At 31.8% G+C, this 17554-nt stretch carries 14 protein-coding genes; 13 read left to right on the forward strand and 1 reads right to left on the reverse strand.

Annotated elements, in window-relative coordinates:
* Positions 1–7 precede the first annotated feature (7 nt).
* Genes CDIMF43_RS05005 through CDIMF43_RS05020 form a run of 4 tightly spaced genes read left to right on the forward strand, consistent with a single transcriptional unit; the run spans position 8 to position 4162 of the window.
* On the forward strand, positions 8–1537 hold the full coding sequence (locus CDIMF43_RS05005) for a hypothetical protein (protein WP_109841358.1): 1530 nt from the start codon (positions 8–10) through the stop codon (positions 1535–1537).
* Positions 1534–2544: an ABC transporter ATP-binding protein gene (locus CDIMF43_RS05010; RefSeq protein WP_109841359.1), complete on the forward strand. Its 1011-nt coding sequence runs from the start codon at positions 1534–1536 to the stop codon at positions 2542–2544. Before CDIMF43_RS05005 ends, CDIMF43_RS05010 begins: the two co-directional genes overlap by 4 nt.
* Positions 2537–3355 (forward strand): ABC transporter permease, encoded by an 819-nt coding sequence (locus tag CDIMF43_RS05015; RefSeq protein WP_162532917.1) that lies wholly within the window; start codon positions 2537–2539, stop codon positions 3353–3355. Before CDIMF43_RS05010 ends, CDIMF43_RS05015 begins: the two co-directional genes overlap by 8 nt.
* 15 nt (positions 3356–3370) lie before the next feature.
* Positions 3371–4162: an ABC transporter permease gene (locus CDIMF43_RS05020; protein WP_162532961.1), complete on the forward strand. Its 792-nt coding sequence runs from the start codon at positions 3371–3373 to the stop codon at positions 4160–4162.
* Positions 4163–5251: 1089 nt separating this feature from the next.
* Here the strand turns inward: CDIMF43_RS05020 and CDIMF43_RS05025 are convergent.
* Positions 5252–5548 carry a bacteriocin immunity protein gene (locus tag CDIMF43_RS05025; protein WP_109841361.1) on the reverse strand — a complete coding sequence of 99 codons (297 nt, stop codon included), beginning with the start codon at positions 5546–5548 and terminating at the stop codon, positions 5252–5254.
* Positions 5549–6225: 677 nt separating this feature from the next.
* Between CDIMF43_RS05025 and CDIMF43_RS05030 the strand changes: the two genes are divergently transcribed.
* From CDIMF43_RS05030 to CDIMF43_RS05070, 9 genes are all read left to right on the forward strand, one after another.
* Positions 6226–6522, forward strand: coding sequence for a WXG100 family type VII secretion target (locus CDIMF43_RS05030; RefSeq protein WP_109841362.1), 297 nt, complete (start codon positions 6226–6228; stop codon positions 6520–6522).
* Between the two features lie 75 nt (positions 6523–6597).
* Positions 6598–9990 carry a type VII secretion protein EsaA gene (gene esaA, locus CDIMF43_RS05035; RefSeq protein WP_233218339.1) on the forward strand — a complete coding sequence of 1131 codons (3393 nt, stop codon included), beginning with the start codon at positions 6598–6600 and terminating at the stop codon, positions 9988–9990.
* A 32-nt stretch (positions 9991–10022) separates the two neighbouring features.
* The gene (locus CDIMF43_RS05040; RefSeq protein WP_109841364.1) at positions 10023–10517 is read left to right on the forward strand and encodes a hypothetical protein; all 495 of its coding nucleotides are present in this window, start codon (positions 10023–10025) and stop codon (positions 10515–10517) included.
* 15 nt (positions 10518–10532) lie between these two features.
* On the forward strand, positions 10533–10793 hold the full coding sequence (locus CDIMF43_RS05045) for a type VII secretion protein, YukD family (protein ID WP_109841365.1): 261 nt from the start codon (positions 10533–10535) through the stop codon (positions 10791–10793).
* Positions 10794–10806: 13 nt separating this feature from the next.
* Positions 10807–11979 (forward strand): type VII secretion protein EssB, encoded by a 1173-nt coding sequence (gene essB / locus CDIMF43_RS05050; protein WP_109841366.1) that lies wholly within the window; start codon positions 10807–10809, stop codon positions 11977–11979.
* Entirely contained in the window at positions 11960–16405 is a 4446-nt protein-coding gene (essC, locus tag CDIMF43_RS05055; protein WP_109841367.1) for a type VII secretion protein EssC, read from the forward strand. The genes essB and essC overlap by 20 nt, the downstream gene beginning before the upstream one ends.
* Positions 16402–16803, forward strand: coding sequence for a DUF4176 domain-containing protein (locus CDIMF43_RS05060; protein WP_109841368.1), 402 nt, complete (start codon positions 16402–16404; stop codon positions 16801–16803). The genes essC and CDIMF43_RS05060 overlap by 4 nt, the downstream gene beginning before the upstream one ends.
* A gap of 11 nt (positions 16804–16814) precedes the next feature.
* Positions 16815–17069 carry a hypothetical protein gene (locus CDIMF43_RS05065; RefSeq protein ID WP_109841369.1) on the forward strand — a complete coding sequence of 85 codons (255 nt, stop codon included), beginning with the start codon at positions 16815–16817 and terminating at the stop codon, positions 17067–17069.
* A 12-nt stretch (positions 17070–17081) separates the two neighbouring features.
* Positions 17082–17444 carry a hypothetical protein gene (locus CDIMF43_RS05070; protein WP_109841370.1) on the forward strand — a complete coding sequence of 121 codons (363 nt, stop codon included), beginning with the start codon at positions 17082–17084 and terminating at the stop codon, positions 17442–17444.
* The last annotated feature ends 110 nt before the right edge of the window (positions 17445–17554 follow it).

Raw genomic sequence — 17554 nt, forward strand, 5'->3', positions numbered from 1 at the left:
AATTAGTATGAAAAACAAAAAAATAAAAGTTTTACCGACTGTAGATAATTATTCTTTAGATTTAGTGAATTGTTTTGAACGCTCATTTGGTTTGTGTGTCAATATGAAGGGATACAGTTTCTCTGATTTATTATTTATGATGAACGATTTTGTCAGAAGTTATGGGATTGCTGGTAAAGAGTTTAGTATATTTGAACGAGAAATATTTTTATGTGAACAATTATTTCATCTAGATATCAAAAAGAACGTGGTCTTCAATGAACTTAAAACTTGTATTAAAGATTGCTTGGTTAAAGATTGTTTAGTATTAGTTCCTGGAAATTTAAAAGAACTGTACTACGCAGATCAGTATAAGGAAATTGATTGGCCACATTTATTTCTTATTACAGGATTTGATGAAAAAAAACAATTATTTTATTTGATGGACAGCACACAGTTGAAAAGTAATGATCCTCAGGAAAAAGAATTTGTAATTGATCAGGACTACTTAACCAAAATATTTATAGGTTATTTTGAAGCGTTTCAAACAACTGGGCCTTCATTTATCTTGTCAGTGGATTTTTCTAAGTCGATTGAAAAAAAAGAAAAAATTGTTCAAAATTGTTTTGAATTAATATTATCTAGATATGAAAAAAAGTTGGTATATCAAGAAGTTATTTTGATGAAGCAAATCAAAAATATTCAAAATGAAATCTATTCGATATTTAATATGCCTAAACGAAAAAAGTTTTTATATGAAAGACTCCGGAAACTATGTCTTGAATACTATTTAATTGATGAAGAAACTTCAATAAATATGATTAATGAAGAAAATAAACTTATAGAATTATGGCAAATGTATATTAATATATTTTACAAAAATAAGCTTCAAAGAGTATCTTTAATAGACGAAGATTTGCTTAGTCAAATAAGAATAAAAGAAGAGTATCTAGAAAGAATAATCAAAAAAGCTACTAGTAAATTTTTAAATAATTTATCTGCAAGTAAAGGAACACAAGATGTTACTAAAGAAGGTGGTTTTAATTTTGAAAATAACGAAGATAAAATTATTTTCAAAAAAGAAAATAAATATTGTTTTACGTTTCAAGAGAATAAACTCTATAATACGTGGATTGACGATGAATGCCCTAAAGTATTTATAGATAAAAGGAACAATACAGATTTTAACATACGAATATGTATCAAAGAAAATAGCTATAACACAGATTTTGTAGCAGGCATATATATTAGAACAACAAGTGATCTTTTCTTTTTTGGAATAGATTCTTGTCGAAGAATAAATATTGATAAAACAAAAAAAATCAATTCAATAAAGCAGTACATTGGTGAGGTTAAAAAAGCAGATTTAAGAATACGGTTTGAAGATGGTGAATGTAATTTTTATTACAGAATAAATGAAGAATATATCCTTTTGCATAAAGAAGTGTTAGAGGATGAAATGATTGAATACGGTCTTTCGTGTAAAACATACACAAAAGCACAACCGTTAAAAATTTGTTTCGAAGTACTAAATGATTGTGAGCGTGCAAAAATATGATTGTTGTTAAAAATATAAAAAAAAATTTTGTTAAAGTTATTAAAGAACCAGGTGTAAAAGGAAGTATAAAATCTTTATTCAATCCTAAGAAGGAAATTGTTCAAGCTGTAAATAAGGTTAGTTTTAACATGAAAGAAGGAGAAATTATTGGACTAATGGGTCCAAATGGTGCAGGGAAATCGACATTAATTAAAATATTGACTGGAATTCTAACTCCAACTGATGGATATTGTAATATCAATGGTTATATTCCTCAAAAAGATCGACAAAATTATGTTAAAGAAATTGGTGTTGTCTTTGGGCAGCGCACACAATTATGGTGGGATTTGCCATTAGAAGAATCGTATAGTGTTTTAAAAGAAATCTATGAAGTTTCAGATGCAGATTTTAAAGAAAGAATGCAATATCTAAATGACGTATTAGGGTTAGAAGGTTTTATAAAAAGCCCTGTTAGAACTCTATCATTAGGTCAAAGAATGAGAGCCGATATAGCTGCAGCATTGCTTCATAATCCAAAAGTATTATTTTTAGATGAACCTACAATTGGTCTTGATGCGACTGTGAAAAAAAAAATCCGTCAAGCAATTAAAGAAATAAACGTAAAGTACAAAACCACAATTATTCTAACTACTCATGATCTAACTGATATTGAAGTCCTTTGTAAACGAGTATTAATTATTGATAAAGGGATTAAAATATTCGATGGATCTATAGAAGCTCTGAAAGCATCTTTTGGAAGAACCTATGAATTAAACTTTGAAGTTGTTGAGAATGAAAGTATAAATAAGCTGAATTACGCTAATAAATTTAAAACGACAAAAAAACAATTTAAAGTTTTACAAAAAGACAATTTTGTTACAGTGGCTTTTGATTCTGAAGAATTTTCAATACATGATGTAATTCAATACACTCTTGAATGTGTAAAAGTACAAAATATTACAATCAAAGATACTGATATAGAAGAAATCATTCGTCTTATCTATGAAGGAGCAACAATTAATGTTTAATAGGATAAAAAAATATAAGCCATTTATTCGAGCAGGAATACAAGAAGGACTTTTTTACAAAACCAATTTTATTTTTTTGGTTATTGGTAACATTTTAAGTGCATTTATTATGTATTTTCTTTGGAAGGCAGTATTTATCTCTTCTAGTAGTCAGTCTATAAATGGATTTAGCTTTCAAGATATGACTATTTATATCTTTCTTTCTTTTTTTACGACTACTATAACATCTAGTAATAAGAGTCGAGAAATTTCTGATGAAATTCGAGATGGTTCTATCTCATTAAAACTCTTAAAACCATTAAATTTTAGTTTACTTTATTTATTTACTGAGTTAGGTAGCAAGCTGATTGAATCATGTTTAATAGCTTTGCCAATCCTTGGAGGAGTGAAAATATACGAATTTTTTATGATGGGATCAATTAGTTTTAATCCAATGAAATTTTTTATTTATATCATTACCGTAATTATTGGTTATCTTATTAATTTTTACTTTAACATTTGTTATAGTTTTTTAGCTTTCATATTTAATAATTTGTGGGGCACTAACTTAATGAAAAATTGTCTTGTAAATTTGTTATCAGGAGCTGTAGTACCGTTATCTTTCTTGCCTAATTGGTTAGGTGAATTAGCTAATAGTTTACCCTTTTCTTCATTAAATTATACGCCTGTAATGATATTTTTAGGAAGATATAAAGGAAATCAAATTTGGGAAAAGTTACTATTACAACTCTTTTGGTTATTATTTTTTATTGGTTTATCAAAAGTTATTTGGTATAAAGTTGTGAAATATTTAAATATTCAAGGAGGATAGACAATTTTGAAAAAGATTAGACGACTACTAAATATGGAAAAAATATTTATAGCACAAGATTTAAAAAGAATAATGGAATATAAAAATGATTTTTTGATAGGGATTGTGAGTGTAATAATTGTTCAAGCCACGAATCTGATGTTTTTGAATATTATTTTCTCCAATATTCCAACATTAGGAGGCTGGAGTTTTCAGCAAATCTTGTTCATTTATGGTTTTTCGCTAATACCAAAAGGTATTGATCATCTGTTCTTTGATAATTTATGGGCATTAGGGTATTTTATTATTAGAAAAGGTGAGTTCGATAAATATTTAACACGACCATTAAGTCCTCTTTTTCAAATATTAGTAGAAAAATTTCAATTAGATGCATTAGGTGAATTATTTATTGGTTTAGTATTTATAGTAGCCTCAAAAAATTTTGTGAAAGTAGAATGGAATTTTTTTAATCTTTGCATTATTGTTTTATCAGTTATTTTTAGTACTTTAATATATACATCTATAAAAATTGCTACATCCGCGTTGGCATTTTGGATTAAACGAAGCGGGAATATTACTTTTATGTTCTATATGTTAAATGATTTTGCTAAGTATCCTACAACGATTTACAACGGGGTAATTCGTGCAGTAATCACATATATCGTTCCTTTTGCTTTTACTGCATACTATCCCGCAAGTTATTTTCTTACAGGGGAGAACATCATCTTCAATATAGGAGGGTTATTTTTAATATCTAGCATATTTTTAGCGAGCTCTATTTTCATTTGGCAAAAAGGATTAATTGTCTATGAAAGTGCAGGTTCTTAAAATTTCCTTTTTACAGAAATAATTTTAAAATTGGTAGGATTAGTTATTAATTGTAATCAAGCAGCTATGAGAGAGTAATGTGTGGAAATGAGTCTATTGCTGATGGAACTATTGATTTAGTCAAAGATGAATTTATATAAATAACTCGAAAATCGGGAAATCTAGACAATTAACATTAAAAGCCACCCTTCAAAAACTAACATACTTACAAATGGAGCAAAATGTAATTTGATTAATATGAGCTTGCTAATTATGCATAGCTGCTAGCATTTGATGAAGGGCATTTATTTAGTAGAAAGAATTATTTTCTTACATGAAAAATTAGAGCAATCACATATTGGAAGATAGTTGAAAAGAATTTCTTTATTAGTAATAGGCAATTTAAAGTTACGTATTCTATTTTTTGTTTATACATAATAAATAACTAAAAGTTCTACTAGATAAGACATTTTTAATGTTAATCAAAATATCTTATCAAGTAGAACTTTTGAACGGAAAAATTGAGTGTTCAGTAATTGATAATTCTTTAGAAAATATAATGTCGATTAGTAACATGTTCAATTAATAAAATCCAAAAAAAGGATGTGTCACACTCAATTCTATTTTCAAAAGGAGATTTAGAGTATACCAATATTTGAAGATTCATTACTTGAATTAATTGGTGTGACACATGACCAAATTTTGACCAAAATCCTTCAATTATCACTTGATTTTAAACAAGTTTAAATGCAGAGTAAACTTTATTGAAATTAGGTCAATTAAGCTTATATAGATTTATAAATCTTATTACACAGTCAAAACTCATTCCGTCTCCATATTAAGGTTATTTAGAAGATAACCAAAAAAGAAAACTGATAAAAACGATTATTTAAAATCGTTTTTATCAGTTTTTTTGTTTTATAAATTTTTTAAATCATACATAAGGTACGTTAAAAGCCGTTTAAATCATTAAAAAAAAGGGGGTTCTTTTTTTATATGGAGGTTTCTAATAATCTTTTTTAGAAAGTTTCATGAAATGCTATGAAGTTTATCAAGGAAACTTAGACTGAAAATGAAGATAGTTCACAATAAGAGACAGGACATAGGCTATTAAAAGCCATATCTAATCGTAGATAAAGAAGTCAATTCTTTTAGTTGTTTAGATTGAGAATCTGATAAAGGAACTCCATCATTTCTGACAGCTTCAGAAATAGCTAGGTTCATACGACTTAAAATAAAAGGCACTGAAGTTCTTTTTTGTTTGAACTCTTCAAGATAATCTTCTAGTACTTTTTGTAGAAATTCATTTTCACAGTCTGTTTTTAAATCAGTTAATATATCAGTGATAAGGTTTTCGGCTTGTTTTCCTCGTTCGTTACCACCAGAAAACCAATTTAATTTCTTCATCTAAAATCACTCCTTAACGGGACATTTTTTTAATGAATCTTTTTCGTTCTATTGAAATTAAACACTATTACATAATAGCATAATTACTAAGTTATAAACTAGAACAATCTGTCAATATATGTAGCAGCATGGTTGAATCGTACAGAGAATAGTTAAAAGCTTTTTTCAGGTCCTTCTTACCTAGGGGAGATACAGTGAATAAATCTTCTGGACATGTTCAGAAGATTTTTCTCGTTTTTATTATAAAAATTTAGTTATTTATTGTATCTAAAAAACATAACACAGAAAAAATAATTTTTATCTTCTATAATTTTTAATGTCCAAAAAATAGCAACTAATTACATAGTTGTTTGTTATATAATTCGTCGGTTAGATAAGGATTGATAGTTTTAAAAATTGATTTTTTCTTTTTTAAAAGCTGTCTTTGGTGAGCGGTTGTAGAGTGATGAAATCAATGTGAGTAACTCTAAGGTGTTATAAAATAAATGGTTATCTAATTTTAAATAAATTAAATAAATTTAAATCTATCTTTTAATAATTAAAAACAAATAGATTCTTGTTGTAATGTTTTGTTTTTTTAATAATTATTAGAAATAATCTCATTGACAATCCTCGTTATTTATAGATATAATATTTATGAAAACAATTTAAATTATAAATAAAAAGGGGAGATTTATATGTCAGGAGCAATTTCGGTCACACCCGAGCAACTGAAATCACAAGCAAAGGTTTATCAACAAGCATCATCTCAAATTCAAGATGCCATTCGTAAGGTTAATTCAATGAATACGCAAATTGGTCAAGAATGGAAAGGACAAGCGTTTCAATCTTATTTGGAACAATACAACCAATTAGAAGGAAACGTTAAAAAGATGGAAGAATTATTGATTAGTATCAATAGTCAATTGACTAAGTATGCTGATACAGTAGCTCAACGTGACCAACAAGATGCAGGTTCTTTTGGTTTAAATTAATTTTGACAAAAAGCGTCAGTGCAATTCATTGCGCGGGCGTTTTTTCTATTAGTAAGGGGGAGAAGTAGATTGAAAATGAAATTAATGAAATATCTTCCTATTATTTTGATTGTTGTGAGTAGCGTATTGTTCTTATTCACTTTTTCCTATTTAGGATTTAAAAGTGCAAGCCTTCAACAAACGTCCAATGAAAAAGTCACGAAAATGCAATATGTACTTGTAAACGAAGATAAAGGAACACTTTTTGAAGGGAAAAAATATTCTTTAGGAACAGATTTTGTCACATTAATTAATCAAGATACAGCAAATCGTTGGGAAACAACAACTAGAGATATCGCGAGTCGAGGGGTTCTGGATGGACAATTTGACGCACAAATTATTATTCCGCAAGATTTTTCTGAACGAATTCTTGCATTGCAAAGTATAAATCCTGAAAAAGCACTAGTAGAGTATCAAGTACGAGAAGGTCAAAATGAAATAACCAATCAAGCGATTCAAGTAAAAGTAAACGATATACTTAAAGATTTCAACCAACGCATTGTTCAAATGTATTTTTCAAGTATTGTAGGCAACCTGTCAGAGGCTCAACAAAATGTTAATCAAATTGTTGGAGTAGAAACGAACCATAAAAATAATTTAGAGAAAAAAGTTTATTTACCTTTTAAAGAGGTTCCAACCAATTTTTCTAGTGTTATTGATACTGCGAGTATCTTAGATGAAGAAAATAAACTATTTACGTCAGAACAGGAAGCATTTGTTCTATCTGTGAAACAGCTAATGGAAACGAATAGTGCTAGTTTAGAAGATAATAGCAAATCAACTGAAGACGTCCAAAAAGCTGTGAACGATTATGCTGATGAGGGAAATGAAAAATTGGAACTCTCAATTAAACAGTTTAATGAGCAATTTGAGTTGCAAAAAGAACAATTAGAAAAGCAATGGCAAAATGATTCGAAAGGTTACAAAGAACAACATGACGGTTTTGATGATCGCATAAAAGATCAGCTAGATTTATTTTTTGCTAAAGGACATGAAGGATCTGAGGATTCAGGTGTCTACGCTAATTTTTTAACAAATGCGTATTCGTTTAAAAAAGAACAGAGCAAGAGAATTACGGAATTAACAAGCGAAATAGCGGACTTAGAAGAGCAAGTAAAAAAATTATCAACTTTGAAAGAGGATATTGCGGAAAAATATTACAATAATAGAGAAGCTAATCCAGACACAGCAACAGAAGACGAAATAAAACTGGCTATTTCAAAATTATTAACACCGACAGATAAAGAATCAGAGATAAAAGAAGAGGGCGATTATTTAAAGGCTGTTGCTAACGAGCTGGAACACTTACAAAATGTTGCTTTACCCTCAGCTACTGATTTCCCAATCCTATTACAAAAACTTATGAATAAAGGCTTAGTTACACCAGAAGCAAGCGCAAAGCTAAGTGCTTCTTACGATATTGTTACTCGATATGCTCCTGATTTGACTGGTAATGGCAATCAATTTAACTTGTTATCAACTGATCCAAAAGATAATCTATCATCAGATTTTTCTGTAATGAACACAGTCGATGTGAGCTTAAAACCAGGGGAAAATCAAAAATTACAATTCAATCACACTTTTAAAGCTGGGAGTACTGGGTCAGTTGAAGTGATTAATTTAGAAGAAATCAGAGGGAATTTAGAAAAATTAATGAACAGTCAATTAACTGATTCAGATTATACAGCTGCAGTAACGATTGAGGGGACACAATTAAATATAGCCATCATACTTAAGGAAATTGATGAAGAAATCGATAAAGAAATGGATGCTAAGGCAACGCCAAATGCTCCAGGGAACGACCATATTTCATATACCTTTGAATCTAAAATCAAATGGGAGTATCCACACAGCGATACCGATACCGAATATTTTCAATGTCACTATTCTTGGACATTAAATAAATCCATGACATCAGGTCAGTTAGCTAGTTATATTGATAAAGATCAACCTTTAAAACAAGACTTACCTGAACTCTTTAGTCTTTTTACGCTCTTAACATCAACGGCTGATAAATTAACAACCATTTATGCAGATCCAACAAATTTAGATATCGTTCATTTTTCTGAGTTCGTTACAAGTCATCCAGATAAATCATTTAATGAGTTAGCTACTCAAAATTCTGTTTATTGGCTTTACAATAACGTAACAGATTCTAAAATGATTGCACAAATTTCAGATTCACTTTATGAAAAGTATAAAGCAAATGGAAATGAATTATACACCGATGTTGAAGAACAAATTAAGCAATTAAAAGCGACAATTGGTACGCAAGACGATAAAAATGAAAACGAAACCGCGACTTTATACGGTACGTTAAATCTTATGACGGTTCCAGAAATGATGTTACAAGAAGCCTCTTTATTAGGTTCTTGGTTTGATACAGCAAATAAAGAAATCGACGCAGCATACAATTCGTGGACTGAAACCGAAAAAGTAGCAGCAGAATCTGTTATCACTGAAACGAACGCACATCCTGAAAAAAACGATACTACTGGAATAAACGCTGAGACAGAAAACTTAGTGAAAAGCATTCAATCATTAGCTAGTAGCTCAAAAGAAACCGCTAAAAATACAGGAGAAGCAGCTGCAAAAGTTAAAGATGTAGGACCTATTATCCAGTCATTAAAAGAATCTACAAACAAGGTTCAGACTAATGCAAACACTATTTTAACTAGTTTAGATAAGACTGTTGTTGAAGTACACGAAACAACAAAAGAGAACAATAAGTATGCGGAATCTTTTGATAAAGTTCTTTCTAATACTAGAGATGGAGGAACAGACAATTCAACCGTGTTCAACTTTCTTTCAAACCCGATTCAAGAAAAAGGCGATTTTGGAAAAACAAGGCAAAATTCGTTAATCCCATATTATGCAACGCTTATAGCTTCTTTTATTATTATCTTAGTGGCGATTGCAATGCAAAAATACATGAGAAGAAGAATTGCTACTAAGACTGATTTACTCATAAATCCTTCAAGAGCTTGGTACAATACGTCGAATATGGTTGTGATCTTGCTTAGTAGTGTTGCGCTATCATTTATATTTGCGCTTAACTTAAGTCTTGTTGTGGGGATAGACTCAAAAATAGCATGGTTTAGTTATGCCTTCTTAGTTTTATTTGCAGGTCTATTGATTACACTTGGCTGTATGAGACAGTTCCGATTACTGACCCTTTATCTATGCGGTGGACTATTAGGATTATTTTTAATGCTGACTCCGTTACTAGGAGTTGTAACGAAAACAGGTTCCTTTACAAATATAGTGTACCGACTTTCACCATTGCAAAATATTCAAAATGGATTCACAGCGCTATTAAATGGAGGAAGTATTGGTTGGGTAAGTTACATGATTCTAGCGATAGTAGCAATTGTTGGAATTCTATTAAATTTTTGGGTGAAACCAGATGATAGAAAAATGAGTGCATGATTCTTTCTATTATTGATATGAGGAGAAAAGAGATGCAAAGTAGACAAATTATTAATTTTAAAACTATTTTAAAAGGGATGATGTTCCTTGCCTTGTTTATGTTCTTACAAAGCGTTCCTAGCTATGCAGCTGCGGGAGATCTAAAAATAAATAATCAAGTGATTTATGAAAAAAATGCAGAAAGCCAAAAAAATGCTACTACTTTTACAATTAATCAATTGTTTATGACGGATATGTCGAATAAAGATCAGCAATTAAACAAAGAACAAACAGAAATAATTGCAAGTGCTCAAAAAGAATTGTTTTTAAAAAAGACACCAAAAGAACAGACGATTGAACAACACGTAACGCCTATCCTTTTTTCAAAAGATTATACCTTAAACGATCATCTTGATTCTGATGAATTGAAATTAGGAAAAGAAAATCATGTTGTTTTTATTCTAGGTGGTATTGTGGGCGGATGCGTTGTTCTTGGCTTAGGAATCTTATTAGGTCGCTCATTTCCATCATGGGTAAAAAAAGGATAGAAAGGCGGAAATTTTATGAGAAAAGACACCTCTATTAGTATTGGACTACATGTGGGCAAACAAATTATCGATTTACAGATTCCGATAAAAGTATCTGTAAATCGTTTAAAAGAATTATTGAAGGAGTCGCTGGAGCTGGCAAATATTTTTTTGCCGGATTCATTTGAGTTAGAAATACTAAATAAATCCATTCAATTAAAAGAAGAAGTCCTCCTTGCTAATTATGCACTAGGTGACGGAGATCAATTGCTTGTTAAAGAAACTATGGAAAAGTAAAGGGGCGTAAAACGTGAGTGAAGTAAAAGATATATCGGAAAAAATAGACATTCAAATTCAAAAAGATAAGGTACTTGTTACATTACAAGCCAATCAATACCGCTTGTCAGAGCTGGATCAATTTCAGCATGTTCTTCAAAAAAAGAATACTCTTTTGGCAGGAGAAATTATAGAGAAAACAGAGGAACAACTCATTCTTTCTTATGAAAAAGATCCATATGCAGTCACTATTGAAGAAACAGTAAAAAAATTGACGCCAGTTAATCGATTGCTCTTAGCACAAAAAATACGTTTTATAGAGTCCTTTAATCAGACAACTATCCAACCGTTTATTCATCCAAGCAATATTTTTCTTTTTGGTGAAGAGCTACTGATTGCTCATCGAGGATTTATGAATAGCGTTGTGCCACACGTAACAACTGAAGAAGGTTTTTTAAAACAGTATCGGGCTCTAATTCTTTTTATTCTTCACCCTAAATTAGATTATGAACGACTGATTGAAGGTGCTGGAACGTTACAAGATCCACTTTCTAAATCAATTCAATCTGCCCTTTCGATAGAAGAAATTGATCAAAAGATTAGCGAGCAAGTAGTTATTCAAAAAATGAAACAAGACCACTTAAACAAAATGGTCAATAAAAAAAGCTATTCTTTATTTAAATGGGGAAGTCTGGTTTTATTTGTAGCAACGCTTATCTTAGGCTTTTTTGTGGGAGATTTTGCATTGAAAAAAGTTCCCACCCAAGAACGAATTATTACAGCAGAATCTAATTATATTGCGAACGATTATGCAGAAGTATTAAACACTCTTAAGGAGGATACACCTGAAACATTGCCTAAAAGTGCCCAATATGTTTACGCAGTAAGTTCGATACAATTAGATAACTTATCCAATGAACAAAAAGAGATGATTTTAAACAATGTGTCTCAAAAATCAAATGAAAATACATTGCTCTATTGGATCTATATCGGCAAAGGTTCATTTGAAAAAGCTCTTGATATTGCACAAAATGTGGGAGACAACCAACTTATTTTACACGCATACACTAAACTGTATGAAGCAACAAAACTAGACACAAAAATGAATGGTGAAAAGAAACAAGAATTACTGACTAAATATGAAGAAGCGATTGCTAAGTATATGAAACTGTTAGGAGGAACACCGGATGATTCTGAAAACGAATAACATAGCGAATGATTCGATTGTTCCTATTGATGATCAAATGAAGGCTAATCCAACTACGCTTTTTGAGGTGTTTTATTTTGGAGAGCGGTTTTCTCATTATCAGCTAACAACAGCTAACCCGGAATTAGTGATTGATGGACATGTAGTCGTTTATAACGGTCAGGAAATTTTAATTGACGATCAACCCTATGAAAAAACAAATGCCAACTTTATTGTAATGAAGCCAAACGAGTATCAAACGATTGTTACAAATAAACCTAAAAAAGATTTTACAATTTCTTCGATGTCTTCATCAGCGATAAGCATAGAAACAGCAGCGTTTGTTTCGGTCACAGTTAAAAATAAAATGCCGCAATACAATGTAGCGATATACGCAAATAAGGAAAAAATCTATTTTAATGGAAAGTTAGTTGAAAAAGGATCCTTTGACTTTGTTACTGGAAATCAGTTAGTAATGGATAAACTAATTATAGAAGTTCGGGAAAATCAATTAAAGCTAACAACTTTAGGAACGGAGTTCACGTTGAATCCCTTTGAACTCATTGAACAAAGCTACAAACCTGAATACCCATCTGAATTTCCATTATTCAGACGAAGCCCTCGCATCCATCTAAAAGAACCAAAAATGGATGTAGAGGTAATGTCTCCTACCCCAAAAGAAAAAGAAGGAAAAAACGAATTAGTAAGAACCCTTGTCCCTCCTTTGGGAATGGTGGTTTTAAGCGGCGCTACCAGCTTTTTAAGTGGTGGGAATCCAATTATGATGCTAAGTATGGGGGGAGCTAGTTTATTAACGGCAGGGTTTTCGGTATCTAGCTATTTTACCAATAAGAAAGAAACAAAAGAGAAAAACCAACAAAGCGAAAGCTCTTATAAACAATATCTCATCCAGAAGAAGGGCGATGTTTCCCTTTTACAGCAAGAGCAAGAGCACGCACTTACGTATATGTACCCATCAATGAATGACCTTGCCTTAATGGCTAAAGATTATGAAGCTCGAATTTATGAACGAATGACAACCAACGAAGATTTTTTAAAAGTTCATGTTGGAACTGGAGAAATTCAATCAAGCTTTGCTGTAAAGTATCAACCAAATGAAGAGAGTGAATTGAGTTCGCTAGCAGAAAAAGAACTCGTTTGGCCATACCAACAATTAGAATCAGCTCCGATTGTAATCCCTTTAATGGATCAAACCGTTGGGCTAGCAGGAAATTATCCAGTATTGCGAACAGCGATCCAAACGCTATTGTTCCAAATTTCAATGCTGCATTCGTATCGAGATGTTGAATTTGTGACATTGGTTCCAGAAAATGATTATGATCTTAACTGGCATGCTTGGAGATGGTTGCCGCATCTGAAAATTCGCAGCTTAAATTTAAGAGGAATTATCCATAACGCTCAAACCCGAGATATGGTGCTCAACTCCTTTTACCAAATTTTAACAAAAAGAAGACAAGAACTAAAAGAAGCTGGCAATGAAAAGATTCGGTTCCAGCCTCATTATGTGTTCTCTATTTTAGAAGAAAGCTGGTTATCAGGACATGGACTAAATGAATTTTTAGCAGAAGATATGAGTCCCTATGGTGTGACGGTGATTTGGGGGAAAGATGCGTTACCAATGCTCCCAGAAACAACGACAACTTTAATTGATTACCAAAGCAGTGAATCCGCAATTTTGATTAACCAAAACAATGAATATGTGAATCAATCCTTTGTACCGACCCATTTACCTACCGCTTATCCAATTGAAGAAGCACTGCAGCGGTTAGCGAATTTACATCATGTTGAGGTAGAAAAAAATGCTGTTCCTGAAAGTCTAGATTTATTAGAACAGTATGAAGTGAAAAGAATTGAAGAATTAAAGATTAAAAATCGTTGGTTAGATGCTGAACCAAACAAATCTATTCGCTCATTAATTGGATGGCGAGGAAAATCAGATTTTGTATATTGGGATTTACATGAACGAGCGCATGGACCACATGCATTAGTTGGAGGAACAACAGGTTCAGGGAAATCAGAATTTTTAACAACTTATCTAATTGGTTTAGCAATTAATTTTTCACCAGAAGATATTGGAATGTTGATTATTGACTGGAAAGGTGGCGGAATTGCCAATACCTTAGATAAATTACCGCATTTTATGGGGGCAATCACCAACTTAGATGGGGCTGGAACTGCTAGAGCGTTAGCAAGTATCAAGGCAGAATTAAATAAAAGACAAAGAGAGTTTGCTAAATATGGTGTGAATAATATCAATGGTTATATGAGTTTATACAAGCAAAGAAATACACCAAAACCAGATGTCGTTTATCCTAATAAACCACTCCCACATTTAATTTTAGTCTCAGATGAATTTGCGGAATTAAAGGCGAATGTTCCAGAATTCTTAGATGAATTAACATCTGTTGCTCGGATTGGTCGTTCCTTAGGTGTTCATTTAATTTTAGCTACCCAAAAACCATCGGGCGTGGTTAACGATCAAATTGAAGCAAATAGTACTAGTAAAATTGCACTAAAAATGGCAAGTGTTCAAGATTCTAATGAGCTTTTAAAAACACCAGATGCTGCTCAAATTACGAATCCTGGTAGAGGGTATCTTAAAGTTGGAGAAAATGAAGTATATGAACTTTTCCAAAGTGGTTATGCAGGGGTTCTTTATGATCCAGATCAGACTATGGAAGAAGTTGTAGATGAACGTATTTTTAAAATTAATGATTTAGGTCAAACAGAGTTACTTTATGATCCAGATGAAGATATTGTGCAAGGAAAAGATACAAGTGATTTGCCAACACAATTAGAAGCTGTGATTGAAACGATAGAACAAATTTTTGAACAATCAGAGTTTACCATTCCTGATAAACCTTGGCTACCTAATCTTAGTGAACAAATAGCAACACCGACTATTGAGGAAGCAGAACAAAGAAATGTAACGATTCCACTTGGTTTGTTAGATATTCCATCTGAACAAGCGCAAAAAATTTACCATTATAATTTAGAAAAAGCAAGTCATACAGCTATATTTTCAAGTCCTGGTTATGGTAAATCAACACTGTTACAAACATTAATCATGAATTTAGCACATCAAAATACACCAGAACAAGTCCAATTAAACTTATTGGATTTTGGGAACAACGGATTGTTGCCATTAAAAGATTTACCACATGTAGCAGATATTGTCACGCTAGAAGAAGATGAAAAACTACAAAAAATGTTAGATAGAATTTCTGGATTGTTGGCTGAACGAAAAGGTTCCTTTAAAAAAAATGGTGTTGCTAGTATTATGCAGTATGAAGCAAAAACGGATTCGAAGTTACCAATCATTGTGAATGTTTTAGATGGGTATGATGGATTGAGCTTAGAAGATAATCGAAAAGATAAAATTGACGAAGTGTTACTTCAATTATTAAGAGATGGTGCAAGCTTAGGCGTTTATTTAATTTTAACTGCTAGCCGTTCAGGTAGTATTCGTATGAATATGATGAGTAACATTGCAACTAAAATTGCGCTATACTTAAATGATGAAACGGAGTTAAGCACATTACTGGGGAGAGAGACTCTTGCTCCACAGGCAATTAATGGTCGAGGACAAGTCATGTTGGATACGCCAACAGCAGTTCAATTCTATTTACCGATTCAAGGAGAAGACAGTTCTGATCTATTGGAAAATCTTGAAAAAGAAGTCACTCGAATGAATCATGATTGGACTGGGAAACGTCCTGAGAAGATACCGATGGTTCCAGAAGAATTAACCATTCAAAATTTTAGTTCATTTGTAAAAGAAATAGATGCCGATAATTTATACCTTGGATTAAATAAATTATCTTCATTAGTAGAAAAGTTTCCACTATTCCAAGGAAAGAGTTTAGGTATATTTACCGCATCGAATAAACAATTTAGGTTGATGATGCCATGGTTTATGCAACTAATCAGTGATTGGAAAGAAGAGAAGGACATCATTTTAATTGACGCAGCCGGAACATTAGAGGAAAATTCAACGAATGTATCAACTTATATTGATCGAATGAAAGTCACACAACAAAACTTTGAACTAAAAGAATCGTTAGAAGTAATGTTGTCAAATAATTCAAACCAAAGAGTCGTAATAATAAATGGTGTTGCAGAATTAGTTGATAAGCTTTTCTTAAATCCAGAGGAAGTCGCTTTTCTTTTAAATGGTGGCAATGATCATTTGCAACTTATAGTTATAGATAGCTTATCCAAAGTTGGGAATACCTATGGTGGCTTGACGAATATGGTGAAAGAGAGTGTGTATCAAATTCTATTTGGTGGTAGCTTACAAAATCAACTATTTATAGAGAATTTACCGTATACGCAAAAAAATGTTGTGGTTCCTCGAAATGTTCTTCATAGTTTGAAGGATGACGTTTTTGAAGATATTGTTGTACCAATGGAGGTAGGAGAATGAAAGAAAAAATGAACACTCCCTTTTTGCCTCTAGGGAGCATTTTACGATTAGAAGAACCTGAAGATAACCAAATGCTTTATTTAGTAGTTGCCAGAGCAATTGCCAAAAATGAAATGGATGAAATTTTTTCAAGATATAAAGTTGCGCCTCATCCATTTGGTGACGTACCTAGTCAAGAAGTATTCACGATTAGCGCTGACCAAATTGCTGAAGTTATTTTTGAAGGATATTCCGATCAAAAAGATCAAGAATTTTTAGATGATTTGTTACTAAAAATGGCTAATGGTCCTATAGTTGTTCCAGAAGCGCCAGAGCCAGAAGAGATTCAAGAACCTGAACCAATCATTGATGAAACTGAACAATTACAAAAAGATCCATTTTATAAATTCAGAGAGTAAGGAGAGAGAGTATGGGGAAGATAGCATCGAATCAAGGAGCGGCTCAAGATGCAGTTTCAGGAATTAGCAAAGTTTCTGTTAAAAGTGGAAAGACCTGTTCTTTGGGAAGAAGTAATATTTCTAGTATGAAGCAGGGAGTCAAAGTAAGTAATCAGATTTTATCCGATTTATCGAAATTAGTCAGCTGTGTGAATGAACAAGCCAATAAATTCCCTAAACTTGCGGCAGTTATTGCGTCTCGTGACAGTCAGACGAGATTTAAGTAGAGAGGAGAACCTATGGTACAAGATAAAAATGAGAAGTTAAGATCTGAGTACACTCAAAAAATTGTTGAGAAAGAACGTCAAATTGACGATTTAAATAGAGATAAACGTCAGATTCAAGAAGTAGTTGAATCATTAGAAACGGAGCTAACTCGAAACTTTAGACAGCTACAAGAATTAAATGAAGAATTAATAAAAGAGGGAAGTTCTTCTGCTCGCTGGGAACAAGAAGAACTTAACGGAAAGAAAAAGCATTTCGGACAATTTTTTAAAGAACAAAAGCAAGAATTGACTGAAATGTATACAAGAACAACAGAACAGCTAAATGAAGAACGCTCAAAAATCCAAAAAAAAAGGAATGAAGTCTCATGGGATTAGTCTATTCAAGCAGAGACTCTTCGAATTTACTGAGTTCGTTATCTAGTAATTTAGGGACGGCGAAGAGTACGGTGAATGAATTAAAATCAGGCAGTCAACGGTTGACTGCC

The sequence above is a fragment of the Carnobacterium divergens genome, assembly GCF_900258435.1.
Classification (GTDB): domain Bacteria; phylum Bacillota; class Bacilli; order Lactobacillales; family Carnobacteriaceae; genus Carnobacterium; species Carnobacterium divergens_A.